Here is a 24,737-nt window from a genome sequence, read left to right as displayed (position 1 = left end):
ACATTGTATATCATTGATAGAAGTTTGCACCGGTCACTCCTTCAATCTCTTCATCAAGCTGATAAGGGCCAATTGAATCGAGTTTCGTGTTATTAAACTTCACAGACTCAAAACCGTAGCTCTCAGCTGTTAATAGAATAGCATCGATCATCATCAGGTCTTCCGTATCATCTGCTGATAATTTTATAGAGTCAGGAAATGTAACCTCTACATCATCCTTGTTAATTATTTTCACACCTAATACTGTATCTTTTGGTAACAATGGCTTAAGTCCACGCTTTTGCTCATCATCCATCATCTCAAGCGCATCTGTAAACTCTTTTGGCATTGAATTAGCGTCTACCCCCGTTGAAAACAGACTTACGATAAACGAATCTGTTGATGGTGCGTCATAACGGAAATGCGGAGCTCCTGGAACCTGAAGATCCCATTCTGAAACTGTACCATATCGCGGAAATTCATAGCCATTTTCACCGTTCATACGAAATTCAACCTTTGCCTTCTGCCCTTCATTGGCAAAAGTCATTGAAATGAGTGCTTGTAGCAATGGTTCTTCTGCTTCGTTAATCGTATCCTTTGGGAAATCAACAATGACCGTTTCTTCTTCTTCGGTTATTTTAGCCTTTTCTAATGGACTATTTGTTAATCCAACATCGCTTGGATTGAATGCTTTAAGTTCTTTATTTACTTTATTGACGTAATAATCTGCATCAGTTAAAAAACTTACAGGTATGACAAGCTGTGCTTGTTCATCCAAGTAACCTACAGTCACCCAGTCTTTGTTTTTTGCTTTAATATTTTTATCCAGATAAGGTGCGTGATAAGCAACGGAAGGTTCAGTTTTCATGATTCCAACTGAGTTTTGATCCTTATCCGCTGAGTCATCTAAAGACTTTCCTTCCATCTTATCGTTTTCAGCGACCTTGGAGTTTTCCATCTGCACACCGTTCTTGATCAGATCTGGGGCAAAAACACCAAATATCACGAGTGCGCAAGCTGTAGCTAGAGCCGGTAGACTCCATGAAGGAAGCCGCTTTCCCTTATTGTCCTTATAATTAATATTTGCCTGAACCTTTAAGAAGAGCTCCTGCTTGGATCGGCGGTCTCTTATCGGGGGCAAATGCTTAAGGTGCTGTTCAATTTTTTCTTCGTCCCACTTAATTGGTTCCATCTTTCAATTCCTCCTCCAGGCCCGGTTGCTGATCCAGCCATTTGCGCAATTCTTTTATAGCCCGGTGCTGGGTGGTCTTCACTTTACTTTCGGTCCAACTTAATATTTGCGCAGTTTCTGAGATCGATAATGACTGAATGTACCGAAGTACAAGCACTTGCTGCTGATCGAGTGAACAACGTTTCATCATTGTATATAAATCTCTGTAAGACTCTTTTTTTGCAACTAACTCTTCTGGAAGGGGATCCTGATCACGCAATAAACTCTCACTTTCTTTTATATCAAAAAATAGGAACCGTTTGTTGCGTCTTGATTGTTTTCTAAGCCAGTCAATGGCCACGTGCCTGGCAATGGAATACAACCATGTTTTCTCTGAACTTTTGCCTTCGAAACTTTCGTAAGCGTTTAACACTCGGATATAAACCTCTTGCACAAGATCTTCTGCCGATTCACGATTTCGTACCATATAGAAGATAAATTGAAATAATGCAGTATGGTACTCATCATACAGTCGGTCAAACGTTTCTTTCACTTCGGGTGGCCCCCTATCTCTATGTATTTATGTAGTCGAATATTCTTATAAAAAGTTACATTACAAATATGTTACTTCTAAGTCTACTCTTTTTTATATCATCTCGATAGGACCATTTGGTCGATAAATCCCAACAAAAGTGGAACTCCTTAGACAAAACTAGCCAGTAAATATGCCTCCAGCAAGATAGGTGGTATTTTGGGGTGAGAAAGCAAACCAGCATCGATACGTAGCGGGGTATTTTGAATGTTTATTCAAGAAATATTTATGATAAGACCATGGAGTTTTGGATTTAATCCCGCGAGTTTTTCTCATATATCCGCGAGTCGACATATCTCGATGTCTTAGTATATTCAAATACCCTCACTACTCTCTAGCATCTCTTAGCACATATAAAAAAGACACCAAAGTAATGGTGCCTTCTCTTTATTTCGTTTTCACATAGCTTAAAAACATCTCTTCAATTGTATCCCAAGCAATTCGATACTGTTCTTCTTCTCCTAAAAATGAATAATGAAGTACATTACCATCACGAACAGCCCAAAAAATTCGTGATACATTTTGCGGATCCAGCTCTTTTTTGATTTCTCCCGATTCCTGACCCTCTACTATGATTTTTACAATATAATCGATAAACCGATTGTATCGTGCTGCAAGAATAGACCGTAGATCTTCTTGTCTTGATCCATAGAGCCAGAATTCAATATATACACGCATCGTCTGCTGATCATCTTCTTTTAACTCTTGCTTTTTCCAACGTTTGAATAGATTTTCAAGCTTTCTGCTAGCACTTTTAAGAGAGGCGTTCTCTTGTTCCATATCTTCAAAAAATTCATCTGTACGCTTTTTTAACAGCTGAAGATAGATCTCTTCTTTACTCGCAAAATAGTTATAGATCGCACCTTTACTAATGTTCGAATCTTTCACTATATCGTCAATAATCGTAGCTTGATATCCCTTTTCACTGAAGCATTTTAAGGCGCTCTCAAGAATATGGTTGCGTTTCTCTTCTTTATACTCAGCTGAAACTTTAGGCATGATGCTTCCTCCATTTATGACACGTCTTCCTTGATAAGTATAACAGAGTTTTCAGTCTATTTCGGAAAAAGTTTTCACCGCTCGATAGTCGTTCGTTTGTCTGATCCCTCGTTCCATGTGTACTTGTTCAACATACGTAGAAAACCCTGTTTTACGCAGCAGTTGGTTTACGTGATCCTCTTTTTTAGGAATATTAATCGTCATCCTTTTTACTGACCCTTCAGCGGGTGCGAATACCGATTTTACTAGTTCTCTAACTGTGTCTTCTTGTAAAGCATGCTCATCAATTACACATTGATAGAGTAGGATAGCAGATAGCTCTCCCGTTTCTTTATAGATTCTTTTATAAACGGCGTATCCGAGTGGTACTTCTTCATTTACCCCCATCACACAGATAAAATCTTTTAAACTTTGAAATTGCGTCTGCCATGCGGTAGTAGATTTAAAAAAAGGCAGTTGTTGTATATCATGCATGGATACTTCCTGGACCTTTACATCTGAACATGTATCGTTCCAAGTGGTAATGACTCCTTCATGCTGAAGATATGTCAGCTTTTCGAACGTCACATAACCCATACTTTCATATAGTTTAATAGCAGCTTCATTTTCTTTGATGGCTTCGAGCCTTGCAATTTCAACTTTCTCTTCTTCGTATATCTTTAGGCAGACCGATATAAGCTTCTTACCTACACCCATCCCTCTAAAAGCTGGAGCAATCGCGGTTCCACCGTTCCATACGTATCGTTTGCCGTTGATCGTTCGAAAGCTGTTCAGCACAAACCCTGCTAACTTGCCATCGTAAACAGCCACGACTGACTTTTCTAAAGAAATCCCTTCACCAGCAATCTTTAGTATGAATCGATTAAGGTCCATGGTCATATCTGAGAAATAATGCTTCCACGATTCGTTCCATAACAAAATCGCTTCATTAAAAGTTAACTCACTAAATCGTTTAATGACTAACACCACAATCACTCCTCTATCCTCTTTTAAAACGACTGGTCGTTTTATTAAATTTTATAAAATAAAGGATGCAATCGCCAACATATTCGTTCGACAAAAACAGGATTGTTTCTAAAAGCTTAGTAAAATCAATAAAAAAGCTGATATCAAGTGGTTCATTCAAGATATCAGCTTCTTATACTTTTATGATTTTTCTTCAAACAGCATCTTAAAGTGATCATAATACTCTTCTACTTTTTGATCTTCTTGCTTCAAATAATCGTCTAGTTGTTGTTCTGATGATAACTGAAGAGCCTTCTCTCCAAATTCACTCATATCATCTAACACACCAGATGTTTTTTCTCCGATCTCAACATCTTCTTTTAAAAGTTGAGCGACTTCCGTTAGCTTATTGATTTGTTCTTCATTTATGTTCTTGTTTTGATGAATTTCTTTCAACATGGAGTAAATGATTTGAGCTCTTTCTTTTGTCTGTATTTTCATAAAACCACTCCTCTATTTAACCTTTCCCCCATCCAGTGCCTTAATAAACTGTTTTATATTTACAAGTATTGGGTAAATCAGGAGTAGTAACTTAGAGAAAGGAAGAGTGCTGTGGCGAAAAGGTCTGTACTTCGTCAGAAAAGAAAACGTTCAGTCTGGATTCGGCGAACAGCTATTGTTACATTGATTCTTTTCTTATCCAGCGTGACATTTGGAGGCGCTTTAATCTATGCATACGTGAACGGTACTCCAAATCTTACAGCGGATGACTTAAAAGATCCTCAATCATCGATGATTTATGACATGAACGATGAGTTCATCACATATGTAACAGGCTCTGAACGACGAGAATATGTCAAGATCGATAACATTCCAGAACTCATACAACAAGCATTTATTTCGACAGAAGACGTTCGCTTTAAGGATCACATGGGAATTGATGTGAAGCGAATTGCCGGAGCTGCCGTTGCAAATGTACAAGACGGATTCGGTGCTGAAGGAGCAAGCACGATCACACAGCAAGTTGTTAAAAACTCTGTCCTGTCATCAGAAAAAACTCTTGAACGAAAAGTGCAAGAAGCCTACCTTGCTATTCAGTTAGAACAAAAATACTCTAAGGATCAAATCTTAGAGATGTACCTCAATAAGATTTACTTTGGAAGCGGTGCTTATGGAGTTGCAACAGCTTCAAAGACATATTTTAATAAACCGCTGAAAGAGCTATCACCTGCTGAAGCGGCTCTTTTAGCTGGTCTGCCTCAAAGACCGAGCAGTTATGACCCCTTTCTTCACCCTAAAGTGGCAGAAGAAAGACGCAACACCGTACTGCAGCTCATGTATAAAAATGGCGCTATCACAAAAGAACAAAAAGAAGAAGCTGTTAACTCATCCGTAACAGACTCCCTCTCAAAGGAAAAAGCAAAGCGATTAAAATACGATGCCTTTATTCAACAAGTGATTAAAGAATTAAAAGAAAAAGGGGTATCTGAGACAGCGATTTATGAAGGCGGATTAAAGATTTATACAACGCTTGATCCAAAAGCTCAAGCTCACACAGAAAAAGTGTTATCGACTGAAGAATATGTGAACTATCCAAATGACAAATTTAAGGCCGGTGTCGCACTGCTCGATACAAAGACAGGTGTTATTCGTGCTATAGGCGGTAACCGAACAAGTGGTGACCAAAACATTGAAAAAGGGTTTAACTACGCCACTGATATTACACGCCAGCCGGGCTCGACCATTAAACCAATCTTGGATTATGGTCCAGCTATAGAAAAGTTTAAATGGTCTACGTATAAACAGATTAAAGATGAGGAGCTAGAGATTGACGGTTGGGAAGCTGGAAACTGGGATGATGAATTTCATGGAGATGTTTCTATGAGAGAAGCACTCGTTCATTCCTACAACATTCCTGCGATCAAAACCTTTATGGAAGTTGGATCAGAAGATGCTGTAAGCTTTGCCAAACAGCTAGGCATTCCGATTAAAACGGCTCATCCCGCCTATGCGATTGGCGGATTTGGCAAAGGACCCTCAACTTTAGAACTAGCAGGCGCTTATACGGCATTCGGAAACCAAGGTGTCTATCATAAACCGACCACTCTTCGTAGTGTGAAGTATCCGGATGGTTATGAAACGAAGTACGAATCTAAGCCTGTTGCAGCTATGCATGATTACACGGCATATATGATTACCGATATGCTAAAAGATGTTGTTAACCGAGGAACAGGAACGCTTGCCGCTATCCCTGGGTTAGAGGTTGCAGGAAAGACCGGAACGACGAATATGCCTGATGGTCTTGATCACATTGAGAAGGGCTCTAGTGACTCCTGGTTCGCAGGTTATACAACTAACTATACTGCAGCCGTATGGACGGGGTATGACAAAACAACAGCTCAGAGCTACCTAACACCTGAAGACCAAAGAATAGCGAAATACATCTTTAAATCCATCGTCTCAGAAGTTTCAAAGGATAAAAAGACTGCAGGATTTTCTAAGCCAAAGTCGGTTGAGGAAGTCTATATTAATAAAGATACCGGCTATGTAACGAAAAATGATAATGGATCTAACGTCAAAAAAGAATTGATCGTAAAAGGTACATCACTAAAAGAGATGACTGCTCCGGTTAAGACCAAAAAAGCAGGTAAGAAAGAACGAGCGAAGAGTAACAAGAATGATGAAGATAAAAATAAAGACGAAAAGAAAGATTCAGACAAGATTAAGGAAGACGAGAAAAAGAAAGAAGACGAAAAACAAACAGAGCCTCCTCCAACAAAACCAGAAGATGAGGCCGATCCGCCACCACCACAAGATGACAACCCGGATGATCCTGGAACAGATCCTGAACCTGAGGATCCACCGACAGTGTCAGATCCACCTCCAACGGAACCGCCTCCTACAACAGACCCGCCACCAAACGATCCACCACCAGCGGACGATGGTGAAGGTACGGGAACAGGTACGGGAACAGGAGCTGGTGCTGGTACAACCGGCACAACAACTACACAGTAGTAAAAAAAGTAACCCGCTACTTTTAGCGGGTTACTTTTCTATAAACTCATACAAAAAGGATTCTCCGTTACGATAAAAACGAGGATCATAGATTCCGAGTTTTTCCTCTTCTTCAACCACAACAACGAATGGAGACCAATCATAAAGTGTTTTTGCTCGTGGATTCTCTTCAAACAGCGGCTCTAGATTCGCTTCATCGCTGGAAACCAATCGATGCTCTATCTCAGGCTCAATAAAAATGCTATCTTTTATAATTTCTACTTCACTATCTTTTTTCCCAATCACTTGAAACTGGGTAGGAACAAAGCCAGCAGCTAATGCTACCTCATCATACTTTTCTTTTGCTTCGTTATAGACCACATAGCCTTGGAGAGATTGGATCGCAACATGTGCAACCATCAAAATCCATACCACGCGAAAAACTTTGAAACGATCGGATGGCTCTTTTTTTCTTGAAACGATAAAACCAGCAAGCATCAAGAACCAATATACAAAATCAACGATTGGAATCGTACCAAATGTGACTCGATAGCTTGAAAAAGGCTCTAGATACCCTGTTCCCCACGTGTTAAAGAGATCGCTCGTATTATGAATAAACACGGCCAAAAGCGCCCAGTAGAAAAGCCTTCGATCCTTCACTTTAAATAAAAGCCTGCTAAGAAGATAGATGATAATACCCCAAACAGGAACGAGGAAAAAAGAGTGTGTTAATCCTCTATGCCACATTTGCTGCATGATGCGGCCCGTTTCTGTAAGGTTTACGACCACATCTATATCAGGGATCTGACTGCCGACCACTGTCGTAAACAACAAAGCCCTCTTGTGTGACTTGTCCATATTCATTTTATTCGCAGCGCCATACAACGTTAAACCAAACAATGTGTGAGTTACTGTATCCATAGGTCCTCTTTAATTCGTTTTTCTTTTATGTTAACGAAAAAAAGAACTTCTGTCTTGATAGAAGCTCTTTTAAAGTTTACCATTATTTCCTAAGATAATTTCCGGGGAAATTCGACTTTATTTCCTACTTGTTTACACTTCTTGTTTGGATAGTTCAATCCCTTTGTTCAAAAGGAATTTTTCAATCTGCTGTTTGTGATGATTGTCGTGTTCAACCAATCCCTTGATATATTCACATAATGTAACCCATGAATGACTCATTTGGATTTTCTCTTCCCATATAGCAGTCGGCACTTCTTGAAGTTTCCTAGCTAAAACGAGTCTGCATTCAATCACTTCATCAATTAAAGCATTCTTAGAGATACCCGATTTAGCTTCATGGGCAGCATTTCGGTTTATTTCTTCTACATCCCCTTTTTTTGGCGGAGTGTTCGATTTCTTTAAAAAATAAGAAAGTCTTTCATCCCAAACAAAGACATCCCACGCTTTTAGATGGGCGATGATTTCACCTGTAGACCACTTACCTTCATGAATAGGCTCTAACCAATATTCTTCAGGCATTCTTCTAAGTTCATCGAGCCAATTCACTAAACTGCTATACTGCTTAATCACTTCACTCATTAACATGTCCTCCTAGCATTTCATTAAACTTTTTCACTTTAATAGGATTTTGTCCATGTCACTCCTTCTTCTGGGACATACACTAAGATGAAAGCATAAGGCACAAGAAAGAAGGAGGACTTACAGCATGTTTGGAAAAAGACAAAAACAACAACGTAACTGGGGCTATCCAGGTTACGGATATGGTTCCTGCACTCCATGTGGTTATGGCTATGGTGGTTACGGCGGCGGAAGCGGAGTTTTCGCTTTAATTGTCGTGCTATTTATCCTTCTCATCATCATCGGTGCGACGTTGAGATAGTAATTCGTTAAAAAGGCAAGAGTCTATGCTCTTTGCCTTTTTAATTTGGAATCATGTGCTGGTTCAACTTGTCTTCTTTTGTGATAAAAATACAAATGACTTTCTTTCTACCAAGCTAATGTTTGGCTTTCGTTCACCCCTGCTTTTCACCTTTTTGGGGATAGGCAGCTTGTTCACTGACCGTTTGATGCCCTCTCCCATAAAATTAAATGCTAATATGACAGCGGCAAAACTGAACACTGGAAAGAACACGAGCCATGGTGCTAAACGAAGCTGATAATAATACCCTCCTATCAGCCCTGACCATTCATTGGAGTCTGATGCTGGTATTTCATATTCGTTTGTAAATTCCCTCATCGTTGTTCCTCCAAAGAATACGCCTAATATTCCTAGGTGAGCTAACAAAAGGAGGACAGCAATCACTTGTTGTACATAGATCAATAACAGCTTTGGCCATAGATGGGGCAGTATGTGTTTTGATAGAATTCTTACTCTTGAACCCCCCATTAATTTAGCGCTTGTAATAAACTCTTCTTGTTCGATCAAGTTAATCTCTTCTTTTATTAGAATAGACGTGTTCGGAACAGCGATTGCTATGATAAGTAGCATCTCAAAAAATGCTTTCTCCCAAAATGTGTAGTTTTCTAATTGTATTATCGGTCCTACAATAAAAAAGATTAACAACGCTGACGGAATGTAATAGAACGATTGAGATAATCCTTTTATAAACGGCATCACTCTTCCCGCTCTCCACAACAGAAACGATCCGATGAATGATAGACCGACCCTAAGCAAGCTGACGACTAGCGCGATACCAATCGTGTATTTGGCTCCAGATATAATCTGAGAGAACAGATCAGCTCCCATCCGGTCACTGCCAAACCAGTAAAGACTGAACGGTTCAAAAGGCGCCTTTTCTTTGGGCATTCCCTCTTCATCGTGTATATACTGTTCTTCATAAATTTCATTATCCAGCACGATTTGATGATAGAAGCTAGCGATCAGAAGGCCAAACACAAACAAGAATCCTACAATAAAGAAAGGATCTTTCCATATATTTTTTATCATTTTTCACCAACCCACTTAAACGTGATCACTCGTAACAATGTGAAAAAAAGAAACATCGGAACAAATAGCAGCAGCATGGAGATCGTAAAGACTGCCGGATTTCCACTAGTCCTGATAAGTGATGTAATGCCATAAATATTAAACAAAAATTCGATCATCAGCAGGTTGGATAGCATAAACCATAATATATTTCGTGACTGGTGAAATACACTTAGCAACGTATTTGGAAGAACATGGCGCCATAAGATTCGAAAGCGGCCCATTCCTTTACTTCTTGCCGTATCTACGTAAAGCTTTCCATACTCTTCTTCTATGTTTAATAATAGAATCCGCAAAATAAGAAAGGTCGGCAAAATGGTTAAGCATAAAATTGGAACAAAATACGTTTTCTGATCGTACAGAGATACAATCTGAAATAATAAGATGTTCGTTTTCTTAAAGAACCATACGATAAAGAACTGTATACCGATCGCGATTAATACATCTGGAATCGATTCAAAAACAAATGAAAATACTCTTATTCTATTCTTTAAGCCCGATGGAAGCATGAATATGAATAGAGCAAACAATAATGCTACGATAATCGCTATAAAAAATGCAGCAAACAGAATGGTAACCGAGTATCCATAGATTCCCCACATGCTTGGAAAGAGCGGATAAGGACCACTTTCTGCAAAGTACATGATCTCTTCAGGGTTCAGCATGACTCTAAACATTTCAGTTATTCCATCCAAATAACCGCTAGTGTTGAATGTCATCCCACTGAACATATAGGGAACAGATCCTAATAGAATAATTCCAACGACAGAAAGAACCATTGATAGAAAACTATCTTTTAAAATATACGGCATGATAAACCCCTATTCCTGACTTTTATAGTCCGCTTTTGCTAGATTAAAATCTCTTGGACTAAATAGGGTGACTAATAGTGTAGAAACTTCTGTTGTACATCCATCTACCATCAAGTTTTGAGGGGAATCCAAAATATAGCTACATTCAATCTCACCAGTTGGCATACCGAATGTCTTGTTGTTGTTCCTGAAAATCGTTTTATCTTTATTCACATAGTGCAATTCACTCGTTGTCGATTCACCTTTTTTAGAAAAGACCGTTATCTGCAGCTTGCTTTCTTTGTCTGCTTTTACATCATCTAAAAAGGTGAACATTGGAACAAGATGCTCGGTTTTAGTCGCGCCTGTCATAAGTTCAGTTTCCTTTTCGGAAAGATTTTGAATGACCACATGATCTTTTTTGATCGCATCTTTAATCGTGAACTTCGATTCCTTTTCAGCTTCTTTTTCAGAGCACCCCGTAAGAAGAACACCTGCAATAAATAAAGCCCCCCATTTTTTCAAACTAATCCCCCTTTTTATTACAAATGTCTTTCTTTAAGAATTTAGACGTACAAAGGCCCCTCTTTTATTCAAAAGAGAGGCCTTTATTTTTATAATTCTAATGTTTGTGGTTCGTGTTTCCCGTCATTCATAAGTCGGATCAAGCTTGGTTTGATTTCAAGCAAGATATAGTTAGGATCATTCGGACCTTCAAAATAATGTTTCATTTGATCGTTCCAAAACTTTTCCTTTAACCCTTGATCATCTCGAATTGTAGCTGTTCCTTCGATTTCAAGGTAAGGATCGTTGTATCCTTCTCCATCATAGCCGACTAGTACGTGAACATTTGGATTATCTTGAATTTCGTCCGCTTTATGTGTCTCGATACTTGTTGGCGTGTAAAATGTGAGTTCGTCGTGGAAGAAGGTCATATAGCGAGAATGTGGCTTGTTCTTCTTTACCGTTGCCAGCACACCTGTCTGTTTTTTGTCTACTACTTCAAATACTTTATTTTTCATCTGTTCTTTATCCATGTCATCCACTCCTTAAAGTTTGGCTCTATTATATCTACCTTTTAGGATGGAAAATAAAACATCATGTTATACATAGATGAAACAGAGAGTTTTTAGACTGTCGCATTTGTTAGGCTTTCTCTTTCAACGGTCTCCATAAAATCATGAACGACTTTATTGTTGTTTTTGTCTCCAGCGATTTTTAACATCACTTTCCCTAAAAAGTTGATGCCTTTATTTGACCCTTCATAAACAAACTGAGTCGTATTTTCATCCATTTTAATAAGAGTGAACGCTGTTTGAATCTCAAATGCTTTTGCCAAGCTAAAACCGATTTCCAGATGCTTACGATTAACAGTATCTTCGTATGCCAACGTTTCTACGATATACGTTTCTACCCTGCGTCCTTCTTTATAGGACTGCTTGTACGTAGAACCCACCACACCCTCTTTCTTCTCAATCGGGGTATGCTCTACAACGTTCGGCATGATTCTTTGAATATTCTCATCAGAAAAAAGCACCCAAACTCTTTCAATGTTTACTGGTATCGTTCTCTCTTCTTTCCACGTTAGCATTTTTCATCCTCTTCCTTTCCCCATAATAAAAATTGATCGATCTCATCTATCGTGCCGTATAGTTCATCTATCTTTTGTTGAATATTTCTCTTTTTTTCGTTTAAGATGTGCTCAAGATTCTCGAAGGATTCATCTTCAATAACAGAAAGCATCTCTTGAATGGTGAAGTTAAAGGTTCTCAAACGAGCTAAGATCATTGCAATTAAGTAAGATCCGTTATCGTAGTATCGATACTTATTCTTAGGATCGACATAGACAGGCTCTAATAACTTCACTTCTGCATAATATCTAAGGGTTTCTTTGCTCAATCCTGTCATTTCAGAAAACTCACTTACTCGATACATGTATCATTCACCGCCTGCTATTTCATCATAAACCGTGTTGTGCACCACATGGTCAATTCTTTTTTTATATTCCTTTATTCTTCCTCAAGCATCTCTTTTATTCCTTTTATAGGACTAATACTTTCTTATCGTATAAAAAAGCCCCCTTCTCTATGTGAAAAGGGGACTCGTATGAATGGAGTAATCCACTCATCCAAATTGCGCTGCATGTAAACGGCTATAGATTCCTTTTGATGCTAACAGATCGTGATGGTTTCCTTGTTCTGCAATTCCTTCATTCGTCACGACCATTATTCGATCCGCATTTTTTATCGTTGCAAGTCGATGTGCAATTACGAGTGTCGTTCTTCCTTCTGTTAATTCTTCTAATGCTTTTTGAATCGCAACTTCCGTTTCCGTATCTAATGCAGATGTAGCTTCGTCAAGAATCAAGATCGGCGGGTTTTTCAAGAACATACGAGCAATGGCTAGTCTCTGTTTCTGACCTCCCGAAAGCTTGACTCCTCTTTCGCCGATCACTGCCTGAAGTCCTTCTGGCTGATCTTTAATAAAGTCATCCAATCGAGCTCTCTTCGCAGCTTCCATAATTTCAGCATCGGTCGCGTTTAGGTCACCGTAAGCAATATTTTCTTTGATCGTACCTGAAAAGAGAAAAACATCTTGCTGCACGATACCGATTTGTTTTCGTAACGATTGTAGCTTCATCTCTTGGATGTTGATCCCGTCTATTGTAATCGATCCATTTTGCACATCATAAAAACGAGGCAGCAGACTGCATAGCGTTGTCTTCCCTGCGCCAGATGGTCCGACAAACGCGACAGTCTCACCAGAGCGAATGGATAGATCGATGTTATTCAAAACTGATCTATGACCTTCATAACCAAACGTCACACCTTCATAACGAATCGCTCCTTTTAAATCGACTTCAATAGCATCTTCTGAATCTGCTATATCTGGGTCTGTATCCATGATTTCAACGAACCGCTTAAAACCGGCAATTCCTTTAGGATAGCTTTCAATCACAGCGTTTATTTTTTGAATCGGTCCGATCAAAATGTTCGATAACAGAATAAAAGCAACAAACTGTCCATACGTTAATTCACCTGAAATGACAAAGTATGTTCCAAACAATAAGGTGAAAAGCGTAACTAACCTCATTAATACATAGTTTGACATAACGTTCTGAGCCATGATCTTATAGGATTGAAGCTTTGTAAGACGGTACTTCTTATTGTTTTCTCTAAACTTTTCCTGTTCATATTTTTCGTTGGCAAAAGCCTGAACAACACGTATTCCACCGATGCTGTCCTCTACTCTTGCATTGATCTCCGCTACATCTTGAAACATCTTTCTAAACGTGATCGTCATTTTTTTATTAAAGTAAATCGCTAGAACAATCAATAAAGGGATAACGATAAAAGACAAAACAGCGAGCTTCCAATTGATCGTTAACATGAGGCCGAACGATCCGATCAATGTCATAATGGCCACAAAAACATCTTCTGGCCCGTGGTGAGCAACTTCTCCGATCTCTTCTAAGTCTTTCGTAAGACGAGAAATACTATGACCGGTCTTATTGTTATCATAATAGCCGAACGAGAGTTTCTGCATATGAGTGAACAGCTGCTGACGCATATCTGTTTCAATATTGATACCAAGCTTGTGCCCCCAGTACGTGACAACAAAATGAAGAAACGTATTCAAAAGATAAACGAGCAACAAACCAAGACAAGCCAAAGAGATAATCTCCCAGTTTCCATCAGGAAGAAGTTTATCGATCACTTGGTTTACAGCTAACGGAAAGGCCAATTCCAAAATTCCAACAAGAATGGCACATGAAAAATCAAGTATGAACAACCACTTATAGGGTCTATAATAAGCAAAAAAGCGAGCTAACACGTATAGACCTCCTTTACTGTTTTAATTGAAATACCACTAATTGAAATCCATTCTCAATTATACAGAATAAAAGGTTTTCTTACAATTTAAAATGACTGCACCGTTGTATGATCTTTGAAAGTGGTTGCTTTACACTCCCAAAAACAACAAAGTTTACGAAAACAGACTTTTTTAAGCATGAAAAAACCTCCCGTATCACTACAGGAGGTTTTTGTGCTATTAAATGATCTATTCTACTGTTACTGACTTCGCAAGGTTACGCGGCTTATCTACGTCACAGTCGCGGTGAAGCGCTGCGTAGTAAGAGATCAGCTGCATCGGAAGTACAGATACTAACGGCGTCAAGTATGGGTGGATCTTCGGAAGAACAACACGGTCGCCTTCTTCTTGCAGACCATCCATAGAGATCACACATGTGTATGCTCCACGTGCCGCTACTTCTTTCACGTTACCACGGATGCTTAAGTTAACATGCTCTTGTGTTGCAAGCGCGATAACTGGTGTTCCGTCTTCGATCAATGCGATCGTACCGTGCTTTAATTCTCCTCCAGCAAAACCTTCTGCTTGGATGTAAGAGATTTCTTTTAATTTTAGTGCAGCTTCTAAACATACGTAGAAGTCAGCAGCACGCCCGATGAAGAATGCGTTACGAGTTACAGCTAAGAACTCGCGTGCGATCTTCTCCATCTCTTCTTTTTGGTCACAAAGTACTTCCATCGCGTTTGCAACGATCGCAAGCTCTTGCAGCGGATTGAAGTCTAACTCGATGCCTTTTGCACGAGCAGAGTCAACAGCTAGTATTGCCAGAACTGCAATTTGAGCTGTGTATGCTTTCGTTGATGCTACCGCGATCTCAGGACCAGCATACAAGTTAAGCGTGTAGTTTGCTTCACGAGAAAGTGTAGATCCTGGAACGTTTGTGATTGTTAATGCTTTGTGTCCAAGTCTCTTCACTTCAACCAACACGGCACGGCTGTCTGCAGTCTCACCGGATTGTGAGATGAAGATAAACAACGGCTTTTGTGATAAAAGCGGCATGTTGTAAACAAACTCACTCGCGATGTGTGCTTCAACAGGAATGTTAGCGATGTTTTCGATCAGCTGTTTCCCAACTAGACCAGCGTGGTAGCTCGTTCCGCAAGCGATGATATAAACACGGTCAGCTTCTTTCATCGCGGCACGGATATCATCATCCAGCTTAAGATCGCCATTTTCATTTTGGTATTGATTGATGATGTTACGCATTACGAAAGGCTGCTCATCTATTTCTTTTAACATGAAATGAGGATACGTGCCTTTTTCGATGTCGCTTGCATCTAATTCAGCTGTATAAGGTGCGCGCTCAACAACTGTACCGTCAAGTGTCTTGATCGTATAGCTGTCACTTGTCACGATTACGATTTCTTTATCCATTAATTCAACGTATTGATCGGTTTGAGAAAGCATTGCCATCGCGTCACTTGCAATAACGTTAAAGCCTTCACCTTTACCAACCAATAACGGGCTCTTGTTCTTACCAACATAGATGGTTTCAGGGTTTTGGTTGTCGATTAGTCCGATCGCATAAGAACCTTTTAACTCAGACAATGTACGGCGGAATGCTTCTTCCACTTCCATGCCTTCATTCACAAAGTATTCTACTAGCTGAACGATAACTTCTGTATCTGTTTCAGACAACAAATCAACACCTGAGATGTATTGTTTCTTCACCTGTTCATAGTTCTCGATTACACCGTTGTGTACAAGTGTAAAGCGCTCTGTTGAACTTTGGTGTGGATGAGAGTTAACTCGGCTTGGAACTCCGTGTGTTGCCCAGCGTGTATGTCCGATTCCAACGGATGCATCTACCCCAAGATCTACGTTTTCACGCAGATTTGCAATACGTCCTTTTTCCTTAAACACATGAACACCGTCTTCATTAAGTACAGCGATACCAGCTGAGTCATATCCGCGGTATTCTAATTTTTCTAATCCGTGTAAAAGAATTTCCTTCGCGTCGTTATTCCCAATATATCCAACGATTCCACACATAAATAAACGTCCTCCTTAAAGCCATCACACTCTGCTGACGGCTTTCATAAGGGGGGCCGTGAGCGGGGCTCACAACCCCACCTATGTTCTCTATTTTTATTTTTTTCACTTGCTTTCGTCTTTGTACAGGAAGTCACCTTACCTGGTTTGAACAAAAGCTTACGGAAGTGATGTTCCGAGAGGCATCCGCCGAAATATCGATGAACCTCTTCCTCGTCAACTGCTCTTTTCCCGGTCAGCAGTTCAGGCGCTTTGGATGAATGATTAAGTGTAAACTCCTTCCTTTTATTTGAAGTAAACAAAAATAATCATACACGGGTTTTTCAAAACCGTCAATTATTATTCTTTCCCAAACTGAGAAAAAATTGAAACATAATGTTCCATAATAATAAAAATATGCATACACAGCTCTTTCTGTGAGCCGCATATGCATATGTTTCGTGCCCTTTTTTATTTTATGAGGGACAGTTTCTTATTAATTTAAACGAGCTCAGCCTTTACTACTTCTACGATTTTATCTGCATGCTCTTGGCAGAGTTCTTCTGTTGGAGCTTCAACCATTACACGCACGAGTGGCTCCGTTCCAGAAGGACGCACTAGCACTCTGCCGTTTCCTTCAAGCTCAGTTTCCACTTTATCGATCGCGGCATTAATCGCATCATTTCCGTTTAGTTTAGACTTATCTGCAACCTTCACATTGATAAGAAGCTGCGGGAATTTTGCCATCTCACCTGCAAGCTCTGATAATGGCTTTCCGGTTGCTTTTAGAATGGCAGCAAGCTGAATGCCAGATAGAAGTCCGTCTCCTGTTGTTGTGTAATCTAAGAAGATGATGTGACCAGACTGTTCTCCACCCAGATTAAAGTCGTTCTTACGCATCTCTTCCATTACATAACGGTCACCTACAGCTGTTTGTGCAGATTTCATCTCGTTTGCTTCTACAGCTTTATAGAAACCTAAGTTACTCATTACTGTTGAAACGACTGTATCTTGCTTCAAACGTCCTTGCTCTTTCAGGTGCTTTGCACAGATGAACATGATTTGGTCTCCATCGACAATGTTTCCTTTTTCATCGATCGCGATCAAACGGTCTCCGTCACCGTCAAATGCTAGCCCCATGTCGCATCCTTTTTCTTTTACAAGTTCAGCAAGCTTTTCAGGATGTGTACTTCCTACACCTTCATTGATGTTTAGACCGTTTGGACTTGTGCCCATCGTTGAGATGTCTGCTTCAAGATCAGCAAACAGATGTGGTGCATGTGATGATGTAGCTCCGTGCGCGCAGTCTAAAGCGATATGAAGACCAGAAAAATCTCCTGGAACCGTTTGTTTCAGATAATGCATATACTTTTGGCCGCCTTCAAAATAATCGCTGACTGAACCTAAGTCGCCGCCTACAGGACGAGGAAGTTCATCCGTTTCATTATCCAAAAGGGCTTCTATTTCTGCTTCTTGCTCATCTAATAGCTTGAAGCCATCTGCTCCAAAGAATTTAATGCCGTTATCTGCTACTGGGTTATGAGACGCTGAAATCATAACACCTGCTTGTGCGCCTAAAGCTTTTGTTAAGAAAGCAACTCCCGGAGTAGAGATTACGCCTAAACGCATTACTTCCGCACCGATGGATAGAAGTCCCGCTACAAGAGCACCCTCTAGCATCTGTCCCGAAATACGCGTATCACGCCCGATTAAGATTTTAGGTCTTTCAGTATTTTTTGTAAGAACATATCCTCCAAAGCGCCCTAATTTAAATGCTAGTTCAGGCGTAAGCTCTGTATTTGCAACTCCTCTAACTCCGTCGGTACCAAAATATTTTCCCATTATTGCTCTCTCCTTCAACTATTGACTGCTAGTTTCTGTTTGAATTTCCACACTGGCTTCCTGAACTGTACCTGTCAGTTCAACATCCCCTGGATTTTTCCAATCTATCTTCACTTTATGCGTTCCTTGATCAAGTGAGCTCACATCTACGATTCCCTGCAGATCTGACTTTTTAAGGGAATTAAGCACACTCTTTTTCCCTCTTACTGTTACATCTACAACACCATCTGCCGGATCTAGTATCGTTGCTTGTTTGTCGGCGTCCCTTCCAAGCAGCGTTAATGGAACATCACTGAACGTTTTTGTCGTCTCTTGATCGGTTTCTTGTTCTGCTTCTGTTTCTGTACCTGCTTCTGTTTCGGTTTCAGCCTCATTACCCGTTTCTTCAACGTTTACATCTACTGTCACTTCTTTTATTGAAACGTCGTCAATTCCGTCTGGTACGGGAACATCAACGGTCAGCGTCGTGTCTTTTTTGATGTCACTTAAATCTATCGTTATTCCTTTAAATGAATCGATTTTATCTAAAGAAGTTGTTGTACCTGTCAATGTGATCTCGCTCGGATCAGATGTGATCGATTGAAGGGTAAGCCCCTCCTCTAGTTCGCCTTTCGTTTCGATAGATATCGGTACCGTTTTCTTAGGCTTCTTGATCGGTACAGACACCTCCGCTACTCCAGGGTTGATCTGAACATCAATTATATCTCCTTGCTGATTGTACGCACGCAGAGGAACTTTGGTTTGGATCGCTTCATCTGCATCACTTACGTCCACAAATCCTGTGATGAATGAGATCTGTTCGATCATCCCCTCAGCACCTGTAACATTGACCGTTCTCGGTGAAAACTCAACCTCACCCGCTGTATATCCTTCAGGCAGTTTTCTCTTATTCTTCAAGTCCACGTTCACATTCATTTCTTTTGTTACTTTTTTATGCAGGATGACATCCACATAGTCGGGATTAATCTTAGCCTTTACCCCTTCAGGCAGACCTTGAACTTGAACTTTTACCCGCTTGTTGCCAGGTTTCATATTGGTTAGATCAATATAGACTTCGAATTCTTTATCCACTTTTGTCGCTTTTGTAATCAAACGGCTAGAACCCGTTAAAGTAAGATCAACCGATGATGGCATATCAGTAAGAACATATTGATCATCATCAAAGTATGGTTTGATCTGTACGTTCTCGATCGTTTCACTCTCAGTGTACATTTTTGAGAATATCGAATTGTTTGCTGCTTCTTCCTGTGTCTCCATCGTTACGATCGTATACATCATGAGGGCAAGAAGGAAAGCAATAATTTTTACAAACCATGAACTACTAAGGAGTTTGTCCATTTTTCTTTCCCCTCCAATTCCAGCGAGTTGAGGAAGTGGACTTGTTGGCAATAATCAATTCTGCGTTTAACAAATTTCTTAATGACTCTTCGTCCAGGTTACGATAGATCTCTCCATTTTTCGTAAGTGAGATCGTACCTGTTTCCTCAGAAACAATAACCGTTACAGCATCTGTAACTTCACTAATTCCTAGTGCGGCTCTATGTCTTGTCCCAAGCTCTTTTGAAACAAACGGACTTTCCGTTAAAGGTAAGTAACAACCTGCCGCGTAGATCTGACTTTGTTTAATGATGACCGCTCCATCATGTAATGGAGTATTCGGTACAAAGATATTCGTCAGTAGTTCTGATGATAGATGCGCTTTAATCGGAATGCCAGTTTCCACATACTCACTCAATCCCGTTTCGCGCTCGATCGACATGATCGCACCTATACGTCGCTTAGACATATAGTTCGTTGACTTACAGATCGCGGCAATGGCTTTTTCCGTTTCTTCCTCTTCAGGTAATCCTGTACGAGAAAAGAACTTCCCACGACCAAGCTGTTCTAACGCCCGTCTTAACTCTGGCTGGAAAATGATAATGATAGCAAGAAGCCCGTATGTAATCACTTTATCCATCAGCCATGACATCGTTCTAAGATCGAACGAACTACTCAGGAACCATACTACAATGATTACGGTGATCCCTTTTAACAATTGAACAGCTTTTGTTCCTCTGATCAGCATGATCAGCTTATAGATCACATACGTCACTAATAAAATATCTATGATCTGTGTAATGTAATTAAATATATTAAAATCAGCGATTGGTAACATAAATTCCCTCCCAACCCAGTTTGTCTTCCAAGTTGAAGTATTTAGTGGTGCTAAACAGGTTATTGTATGCGTAACCTTATGGAATACCATTTCTTCAAACACTACCAAGAAAAAATTTTTAACCCATTTATTATAGCATACCTCAATGTAAAGAAAACTTGGCATGACATTCACATGTTTTACTCATGATGGTTGGATGATGATTAGTGTTTATACGATTTGCACATGAAAAAAAGCCGTATGAGAACGGCTTTCTATATGAGTATCATTCATTGCTTCATCATTTGTACTAACTAAAGATTTCAACTTATACCATACCCATTCGACCACTTGGCCGATTTCCTGACTGTGACCCGTTACTTCCCCTGCAGATGCAAGATATTGATCACCTTTTATGACCGTAACGTCACCTTCTACTCTGCCTTCTATTCGAACATCAGCATTCTCTACAACTAGATCGCCTTTAATTGTTTCTCCAGCAGGAACGACTACTACTCGTTCAGACTTTTTGATCTGCAGGTTTCCTTCACCTTTTACAACTGCTAAATCTTGCTGATTGTAACTCGTAAATACGGATGCAGCCATAAAAAACATAAAGATCGCCGCAGCTGTTAGAGCAGGATGACTCTTCATCCAGCGCATCCATTTTACCTGTTGCCTCTCTTTAGGCAATTTAGCCATCACAGCCTCTGTAAAGCCTTCTGGTGCCTTCATATGAGATTGCAGCTGCAAATCCTTCAATGTCGCAGTCAGCAGCTCAAACTCTTCCCTACACGTCTCACAATCTTTAAGATGATTGTGAAAGTCTAATTCCTCTTCTTTTGTTGCATCACCATCAAGCACTTTATTCATTAATTCATCATATACGGAAACTTCACAATGCATTATTATCACCTCGTTTTTACAACCATTTGAAATACTTTCTTTAATGCTTCCCGTCCTCGATGTATACGAGTTTTTACTGTTGGAACAGGTATGTCCATAATCTTGCTGATCTCTTCTAACGATAGATCCTCAACGTATTTTAAAAGAATTGCGGTCCTGTATTTTTCAGGAAGCTTCATGATTTCTGACTGAAGTTCATTCCACTCTTCGTTCTCTGTAACCACTTCTTCAGGTAAAGGCTCTTCACTAGAAAGCTGGCTATACATCGTAGCGCCGTCTGTTCCAGGCACCTCTGCATCCAGATAATAATCCGGTTTCTTTTTCCTTAACCTGTCGATACAAAGGTTTGTAGCGATACGAAAAATCCAGGTTGAAAATTTGTATTCACTATTGTACTTACTTATATTACGGTAAGCTCGTAAAAAAGTTTCTTGTGCTAGATCTTCTGCTTCATGCCCATTGCCGACCATCCGGAAACAATGCCGGTATATTTTATCTTTAAAAAGGTCAACAATGCCTTCAAACGCTTCTTGGTCCCCTTTTTTAACTTGGGTCACCATATTCGCTATTAAGGCGTCCATTATTTTATCACCACTCGGATTTTATTTACGTACCAGCATTTCATAAGTTTCAAATCTTTTCATATTATTTTATTTTATCATGTTGCAGAATTTGACGAAATAAAAAGGTATTTTTTTCTAAATAATGCGTTTTAAATAAATCAGACCTGGGAATATTAATCATATAAAATATTATGCTGAGGCAGAAAGGGGTAGTTTGTATGCATAGAGATTTATTAATCGAACAGATCGAACACTCCAGACAGCAAATGAACGAACTCTCAAAACATCTTCCACTAATCGCACAAGAAGTAGTTGAACTCTCACAAGAGATTGATCACCTGCTTAACCAATACCAACGCATAAATGAAAAAGAACAGTTGCATCTATAAAGAGGCAACTGTTTTTATTTTGTCTTCGTCTATTATAGTAGCTTTTCTCCAAATAAAGAACCCATTAAAGCTACAGCCACCGTCGCTGTTTTGTTCTTTTCGTCTAAAATTGGATTAACCTCTACAAATTCCGCAGATGTTATAACTTCCGCTTCAGCTAACATCTCCATTGCCAAATGGCTCTCTCGGTAGCTGATCCCTCCAAGTACAGGCGTTCCAACACCAGGTGCATCATGAGGATCAAGACCATCTAAATCGAGACTCAAGTGTACACCATCTGTGTGAGCTAAGTATTCAATCGTCTCTTCCATAACCTTCGCCATCCCTAGACGATCTACTTCATGCATCGTATATACTTTGATTCCTCTTTCTTTTATCAGCTCACGTTCACCTTCATCTAAGGACCGCGCGCCAATGATTACAATATTTTCAGGTTTGATCTTTGGTGTATAATCACTAATGTTTGTAAGTCTCTCATGACCGATACCAATGCTTACCGCAAGTGGCATCCCATGAATGTTTCCACTCGGTGAAGTATCGGCAGTATTCAGATCTCCATGCGCATCGTACCAAATAACACCTAAATTCTCGTAGTGCTTAGAAACCCCAGCTAACGTACCAATCGCAATACTATGGTCTCCTCCAAGCACGAGTGGAAACTTCTTGTTGGAGATTACATTTGATACAGTTTGTGACAGCTTTTCACTCGCATCAATAACACCTTGTAAATTTTTCAGGTTACCTTCGTTTTCAATACTTTGTTTTTCTGGACGAGCAATATCTATATCACCAAAATCTTCAACACGATAATCCAGGTTTTCAAGGCGTTCAACAACACCCGCATATCGAATCGCACTCGGTCCCATATCTACACCACGGCGCATTTGTCCTAAATCCATCGGTACTCCGATTACTGTAATATCTTTCAACATTTTTCTTCCTCCCTTATGAAAAACACATAAAACATGAAAATCTATCTCTATTGTAGCTGTAAGGGATTTCATGGTTCAACTGGACAAAATATTGCATAGATATACCAAAAAGAAAGCGCTTTCGACCTTAAGTTACATATTTATAAGGTTTCGGATAAGAAAGGACAAAAAAGAAGATGGCTTCGAGCCATCTTCTTTCCGTTTTTCTTAACTCTGTTTAACTTATCAGTACTGAAATGGGGCATATTTAGAGGTCCCGTTTCATGAGTAGAAAAATAGACCGCTAAAACAAATACCACTCGGGGTATTTGTGATGCTAATTCTAGAAATATCAGCAATAATTCTAGATATTTCGCAAATAATACGGCGAGTTTTGTTCCTATATCGGCGAATCGTCATAGTTCAACAATAAATATGAAGCACATACTTAACCCTATTCCATAACTGACACATGTATACGTGATCACACTATACACTAGCAGCCAAAAAGTTAATATCTCTATCAAACGAGAAGTATTTTAAAGTCTTCTAAACAACAAAAAAACTTCAGGCGATGCCTGAAGTGAAATGATTATGTATATGGTGGAGCTTAGCGGGATCGAACCGCTGACCTCCTGCGTGCAAGGCAGGCGCTCTCCCAGCTGAGCTAAAGCCCCGAAGAAATAATATGGAGCGGGTGATGAGAATCGAACTCACGACCAGAGCTTGGAAGGCTCTTGTTTTACCACTAAACTACACCCGCATATTCTATTAGTATCGTCTAACTTTTGTATCGTTAAACATAAGATGGTGGAGGGGGACGGATTCGAACCGCCGAACCCGGAGGGAGCGGATTTACAGTCCGCCGCGTTTAGCCACTTCGCTACCCCTCCACATAAAAAAAGAGAGTTACTCTTCAAGCACTTCGTTGTGCTCTGTGTCTACTATCAATGAAAGTAAACATGGTGCCGGCTAGAGGACTTGAACCCCCAACCTACTGATTACAAGTCAGTTGCTCTACCAATTGAGCTAAACCGGCAAGCAAAAAAAATGGTGGAGGATGACGGGTTCGAACCGCCGACCCCCTGCTTGTAAGGCAGGTGCTCTCCCAGCTGAGCTAATCCTCCAAATATTTATAAAAAATGGTGACCCGTACGGGATTCGAACCCGTGTTACCGCCGTGAAAGGGCGGTGTCTTAACCGCTTGACCAACGGGCCATAACTGTATGTTTTAAAAGTAAGTATGATATGGAGCTTCCAACCGGGCTCGAACCGGTGACCTCTTCCTTACCATGGAAGCACTCTACCTGCTGAGCTATGGAAGCAAGTAAAAATGGCTCCACAGGCAGGACTCGAACCTGCGACCGATCGGTTAACAGCCGATAGCTCTACCACTGAGCTACTGTGGAATAATGTAATAAAAATCCACAACTAAGTTGGAATTTTGAGATTTTAGCCCAGCGACGTCCTACTCTAACAGGGGGAAACCCCCAACTACCATCGGCGCTAAAGAGCTTAACTTCCGTGTTCGGTATGGGAACGGGTGTGACCTCTTTGCCATCATCACTGGACCTAGTTACTTATGTAACACTCTCAAAATCATTTATCCTGTTGGGACAAGATAAATTTTATTATATTTTAAAGCTTTTTGCAAGAGATTTTTTAAATGATTTTCATCATTTTTTATGTTCTCTCAAAACTAGATACGACGTTTCCAAACGTTATGC

The 24,737-nt window shown here is 40.0% G+C and carries 24 protein-coding genes, 8 tRNA genes and 1 rRNA gene; 3 read left to right on the top strand and 30 right to left on the bottom strand.

What is annotated here, in order from left to right:
- Positions 1-10 precede the first annotated feature (10 nt).
- The 5 genes from IHV09_RS20950 to IHV09_RS20930 form a co-directional block, all read right to left on the bottom strand.
- Complete coding sequence (locus tag IHV09_RS20950; protein ID WP_197192164.1) at positions 11-1,171, bottom strand: GerMN domain-containing protein; 1,161 nt, start codon at positions 1,169-1,171, stop codon at positions 11-13.
- Positions 1,158-1,703 carry an RNA polymerase sigma factor SigX gene (sigX, locus tag IHV09_RS20945; protein ID WP_197134307.1) on the bottom strand — a complete coding sequence of 182 codons (546 nt, stop codon included), beginning with the start codon at positions 1,701-1,703 and terminating at the stop codon, positions 1,158-1,160. The genes IHV09_RS20950 and sigX overlap by 14 nt, the downstream gene beginning before the upstream one ends.
- A gap of 426 nt (positions 1,704-2,129) precedes the next feature.
- A complete protein-coding gene (locus tag IHV09_RS20940) occupies positions 2,130-2,741 on the bottom strand; it encodes a TetR/AcrR family transcriptional regulator (protein ID WP_197134304.1) in 612 nt (203 codons plus the stop codon).
- Positions 2,742-2,792: 51 nt separating this feature from the next.
- On the bottom strand, positions 2,793-3,707 hold the full coding sequence (locus IHV09_RS20935; protein WP_197265390.1) for a GNAT family N-acetyltransferase: 915 nt from the start codon (positions 3,705-3,707) through the stop codon (positions 2,793-2,795).
- Positions 3,708-3,887: 180 nt separating this feature from the next.
- Positions 3,888-4,187, bottom strand: a complete 300-nt coding sequence (locus tag IHV09_RS20930; protein ID WP_197265389.1) for a hypothetical protein — start codon at positions 4,185-4,187, stop codon at positions 3,888-3,890.
- 111 nt (positions 4,188-4,298) lie between these two features.
- On the opposite strand from IHV09_RS20930, the gene IHV09_RS20925 reads away from it, so the two are divergent.
- Entirely contained in the window at positions 4,299-6,701 is a 2,403-nt protein-coding gene (locus tag IHV09_RS20925; RefSeq protein ID WP_370569010.1) for a transglycosylase domain-containing protein, read from the top strand.
- Between the two features lie 30 nt (positions 6,702-6,731).
- Here the strand turns inward: IHV09_RS20925 and IHV09_RS20920 are convergent, their stop codons facing one another.
- Positions 6,732-7,601, bottom strand: coding sequence for a metal-dependent hydrolase (locus IHV09_RS20920; protein ID WP_197265388.1), 870 nt, complete (start codon positions 7,599-7,601; stop codon positions 6,732-6,734).
- A gap of 132 nt (positions 7,602-7,733) precedes the next feature.
- Positions 7,734-8,222, bottom strand: a complete 489-nt coding sequence (locus IHV09_RS20915) for a DinB family protein (RefSeq protein WP_197265387.1) — start codon at positions 8,220-8,222, stop codon at positions 7,734-7,736.
- A gap of 127 nt (positions 8,223-8,349) precedes the next feature.
- Between IHV09_RS20915 and IHV09_RS20910 the strand changes: the two genes are divergently transcribed.
- Positions 8,350-8,523, top strand: coding sequence for a YjcZ family sporulation protein (locus IHV09_RS20910; RefSeq protein ID WP_197134286.1), 174 nt, complete (start codon positions 8,350-8,352; stop codon positions 8,521-8,523).
- 63 nt (positions 8,524-8,586) lie between these two features.
- Here IHV09_RS20910 and IHV09_RS20905 read toward each other — a convergent pair whose 3' ends face one another.
- The 13 genes from IHV09_RS20905 to sigW all read right to left on the bottom strand — a co-directional run bounded on the left by IHV09_RS20905 (position 8,587) and on the right by sigW (position 21,728).
- The gene (locus IHV09_RS20905) at positions 8,587-9,591 is read right to left on the bottom strand and encodes an ABC transporter permease (protein ID WP_197265386.1); all 1,005 of its coding nucleotides are present in this window, start codon (positions 9,589-9,591) and stop codon (positions 8,587-8,589) included.
- The gene (locus tag IHV09_RS20900; protein WP_197134278.1) at positions 9,588-10,442 is read right to left on the bottom strand and encodes an ABC transporter permease subunit; all 855 of its coding nucleotides are present in this window, start codon (positions 10,440-10,442) and stop codon (positions 9,588-9,590) included. Before IHV09_RS20900 ends, IHV09_RS20905 begins: the two co-directional genes overlap by 4 nt.
- A 9-nt stretch (positions 10,443-10,451) precedes the next feature.
- On the bottom strand, positions 10,452-10,946 hold the full coding sequence (locus IHV09_RS20895) for a hypothetical protein (RefSeq protein WP_197265385.1): 495 nt from the start codon (positions 10,944-10,946) through the stop codon (positions 10,452-10,454).
- Positions 10,947-11,035: 89 nt separating this feature from the next.
- Positions 11,036-11,458: a pyridoxamine 5'-phosphate oxidase family protein gene (locus tag IHV09_RS20890; RefSeq protein WP_197265384.1), complete on the bottom strand. Its 423-nt coding sequence runs from the start codon at positions 11,456-11,458 to the stop codon at positions 11,036-11,038.
- Between the two features lie 92 nt (positions 11,459-11,550).
- On the bottom strand, positions 11,551-12,012 hold the full coding sequence (locus IHV09_RS20885; protein WP_197265383.1) for an SRPBCC family protein: 462 nt from the start codon (positions 12,010-12,012) through the stop codon (positions 11,551-11,553).
- The gene (locus IHV09_RS20880) at positions 12,006-12,356 is read right to left on the bottom strand and encodes a MerR family transcriptional regulator (protein WP_197134269.1); all 351 of its coding nucleotides are present in this window, start codon (positions 12,354-12,356) and stop codon (positions 12,006-12,008) included. Before IHV09_RS20880 ends, IHV09_RS20885 begins: the two co-directional genes overlap by 7 nt.
- Positions 12,357-12,545: 189 nt before the next feature.
- Positions 12,546-14,255: an ABC transporter ATP-binding protein gene (locus IHV09_RS20875; protein ID WP_197265382.1), complete on the bottom strand. Its 1,710-nt coding sequence runs from the start codon at positions 14,253-14,255 to the stop codon at positions 12,546-12,548.
- A 228-nt stretch (positions 14,256-14,483) separates the two neighbouring features.
- Complete coding sequence (gene glmS, locus IHV09_RS20870; RefSeq protein WP_197265381.1) at positions 14,484-16,286, bottom strand: glutamine--fructose-6-phosphate transaminase (isomerizing); 1,803 nt, start codon at positions 16,284-16,286, stop codon at positions 14,484-14,486.
- 480 nt (positions 16,287-16,766) lie between these two features.
- Positions 16,767-18,107 (bottom strand): phosphoglucosamine mutase, encoded by a 1,341-nt coding sequence (gene glmM / locus IHV09_RS20865; RefSeq protein WP_197265380.1) that lies wholly within the window; start codon positions 18,105-18,107, stop codon positions 16,767-16,769.
- A gap of 18 nt (positions 18,108-18,125) precedes the next feature.
- Complete coding sequence (locus IHV09_RS20860) at positions 18,126-19,445, bottom strand: CdaR family protein (RefSeq protein WP_197192152.1); 1,320 nt, start codon at positions 19,443-19,445, stop codon at positions 18,126-18,128.
- Positions 19,429-20,262 (bottom strand): diadenylate cyclase CdaA, encoded by an 834-nt coding sequence (gene cdaA / locus IHV09_RS20855; protein ID WP_197134253.1) that lies wholly within the window; start codon positions 20,260-20,262, stop codon positions 19,429-19,431. Before cdaA ends, IHV09_RS20860 begins: the two co-directional genes overlap by 17 nt.
- A 210-nt stretch (positions 20,263-20,472) precedes the next feature.
- Positions 20,473-21,147: an anti-sigma factor family protein gene (locus IHV09_RS20850; protein ID WP_197265379.1), complete on the bottom strand. Its 675-nt coding sequence runs from the start codon at positions 21,145-21,147 to the stop codon at positions 20,473-20,475.
- A gap of 5 nt (positions 21,148-21,152) precedes the next feature.
- Positions 21,153-21,728 (bottom strand): RNA polymerase sigma factor SigW, encoded by a 576-nt coding sequence (sigW, locus tag IHV09_RS20845; RefSeq protein ID WP_197134246.1) that lies wholly within the window; start codon positions 21,726-21,728, stop codon positions 21,153-21,155.
- Between the two features lie 200 nt (positions 21,729-21,928).
- Between sigW and IHV09_RS20840 the strand changes: the two genes are divergently transcribed.
- Positions 21,929-22,099, top strand: a complete 171-nt coding sequence (locus tag IHV09_RS20840) for an aspartyl-phosphate phosphatase Spo0E family protein (RefSeq protein WP_171005666.1) — start codon at positions 21,929-21,931, stop codon at positions 22,097-22,099.
- Positions 22,100-22,131: 32 nt separating this feature from the next.
- Here IHV09_RS20840 and rocF read toward each other — a convergent pair whose 3' ends face one another.
- The 10 genes from rocF to rrf form a co-directional block, all read right to left on the bottom strand.
- On the bottom strand, positions 22,132-23,031 hold the full coding sequence (gene rocF / locus IHV09_RS20835; RefSeq protein ID WP_197192151.1) for an arginase: 900 nt from the start codon (positions 23,029-23,031) through the stop codon (positions 22,132-22,134).
- A 580-nt stretch (positions 23,032-23,611) separates the two neighbouring features.
- A tRNA-Ala gene (locus tag IHV09_RS20830) sits at positions 23,612-23,687 on the bottom strand.
- A 12-nt stretch (positions 23,688-23,699) separates the two neighbouring features.
- A tRNA-Gly gene (locus IHV09_RS20825) sits at positions 23,700-23,773 on the bottom strand.
- 45 nt (positions 23,774-23,818) lie between these two features.
- Positions 23,819-23,903 (bottom strand) — tRNA-Tyr (locus tag IHV09_RS20820).
- 70 nt (positions 23,904-23,973) lie between these two features.
- Positions 23,974-24,049 (bottom strand) — tRNA-Thr (locus tag IHV09_RS20815).
- 12 nt (positions 24,050-24,061) lie between these two features.
- Positions 24,062-24,137 (bottom strand) — tRNA-Val (locus IHV09_RS20810).
- 16 nt (positions 24,138-24,153) lie between these two features.
- Positions 24,154-24,228, bottom strand: a tRNA-Glu gene (locus tag IHV09_RS20805).
- Between the two features lie 31 nt (positions 24,229-24,259).
- Positions 24,260-24,335: transfer RNA gene (locus IHV09_RS20800), tRNA-Thr, on the bottom strand.
- Between the two features lie 9 nt (positions 24,336-24,344).
- Positions 24,345-24,419 (bottom strand) — tRNA-Asn (locus IHV09_RS20795).
- Positions 24,420-24,465: 46 nt separating this feature from the next.
- A 5S ribosomal RNA gene (rrf, locus tag IHV09_RS20790) occupies positions 24,466-24,581 on the bottom strand.
- Between the last annotated feature and the right edge of the window lie 156 nt (positions 24,582-24,737).

The sequence above is a fragment of the Fictibacillus sp. 23RED33 genome (genome assembly GCF_015903925.1).
Classification (GTDB): domain Bacteria; phylum Bacillota; class Bacilli; order Bacillales; family Fictibacillaceae; genus Fictibacillus; species Fictibacillus phosphorivorans.
The sequence above is the reverse complement of the archived record's forward strand: the minus strand, read 5'-3'. Positions and strand labels throughout refer to the sequence as shown.

What these genes read in the sequence shown, in the direction of transcription:
- IHV09_RS20950 (WP_197192164.1), bottom strand. Translation starts at nt 1,171, where the DNA reads ATGGAACCAATTAAGTGGGACGAAGAAAAAATTGAACAGCACCTTAAG.
- IHV09_RS20940 (WP_197134304.1), bottom strand. Translation starts at nt 2,741, where the DNA reads ATGCCTAAAGTTTCAGCTGAGTATAAAGAAGAGAAACGCAACCATATT.
- IHV09_RS20930 (WP_197265389.1), bottom strand. Translation starts at nt 4,187, where the DNA reads ATGAAAATACAGACAAAAGAAAGAGCTCAAATCATTTACTCCATGTTG.
- IHV09_RS20920 (WP_197265388.1), bottom strand. Translation starts at nt 7,601, where the DNA reads ATGGATACAGTAACTCACACATTGTTTGGTTTAACGTTGTATGGCGCT.
- IHV09_RS20915 (WP_197265387.1), bottom strand. Translation starts at nt 8,222, where the DNA reads ATGAGTGAAGTGATTAAGCAGTATAGCAGTTTAGTGAATTGGCTCGAT.
- IHV09_RS20910 (WP_197134286.1), top strand. Translation starts at nt 8,350, where the DNA reads ATGTTTGGAAAAAGACAAAAACAACAACGTAACTGGGGCTATCCAGGT.
- IHV09_RS20905 (WP_197265386.1), bottom strand. Translation starts at nt 9,591, where the DNA reads ATGATAAAAAATATATGGAAAGATCCTTTCTTTATTGTAGGATTCTTG.
- IHV09_RS20900 (WP_197134278.1), bottom strand. Translation starts at nt 10,442, where the DNA reads ATGCCGTATATTTTAAAAGATAGTTTTCTATCAATGGTTCTTTCTGTC.
- IHV09_RS20890 (WP_197265384.1), bottom strand. Translation starts at nt 11,458, where the DNA reads ATGGATAAAGAACAGATGAAAAATAAAGTATTTGAAGTAGTAGACAAA.
- IHV09_RS20885 (WP_197265383.1), bottom strand. Translation starts at nt 12,012, where the DNA reads ATGCTAACGTGGAAAGAAGAGAGAACGATACCAGTAAACATTGAAAGA.
- IHV09_RS20880 (WP_197134269.1), bottom strand. Translation starts at nt 12,356, where the DNA reads ATGTATCGAGTAAGTGAGTTTTCTGAAATGACAGGATTGAGCAAAGAA.
- glmS (WP_197265381.1), bottom strand. Translation starts at nt 16,286, where the DNA reads ATGTGTGGAATCGTTGGATATATTGGGAATAACGACGCGAAGGAAATT.
- glmM (WP_197265380.1), bottom strand. Translation starts at nt 18,107, where the DNA reads ATGGGAAAATATTTTGGTACCGACGGAGTTAGAGGAGTTGCAAATACA.
- IHV09_RS20860 (WP_197192152.1), bottom strand. Translation starts at nt 19,445, where the DNA reads ATGGACAAACTCCTTAGTAGTTCATGGTTTGTAAAAATTATTGCTTTC.
- cdaA (WP_197134253.1), bottom strand. Translation starts at nt 20,262, where the DNA reads ATGTTACCAATCGCTGATTTTAATATATTTAATTACATTACACAGATC.
- IHV09_RS20850 (WP_197265379.1), bottom strand. Translation starts at nt 21,147, where the DNA reads ATGCATTGTGAAGTTTCCGTATATGATGAATTAATGAATAAAGTGCTT.
- sigW (WP_197134246.1), bottom strand. Translation starts at nt 21,728, where the DNA reads ATGGACGCCTTAATAGCGAATATGGTGACCCAAGTTAAAAAAGGGGAC.
- IHV09_RS20840 (WP_171005666.1), top strand. Translation starts at nt 21,929, where the DNA reads ATGCATAGAGATTTATTAATCGAACAGATCGAACACTCCAGACAGCAA.
- rocF (WP_197192151.1), bottom strand. Translation starts at nt 23,031, where the DNA reads ATGTTGAAAGATATTACAGTAATCGGAGTACCGATGGATTTAGGACAA.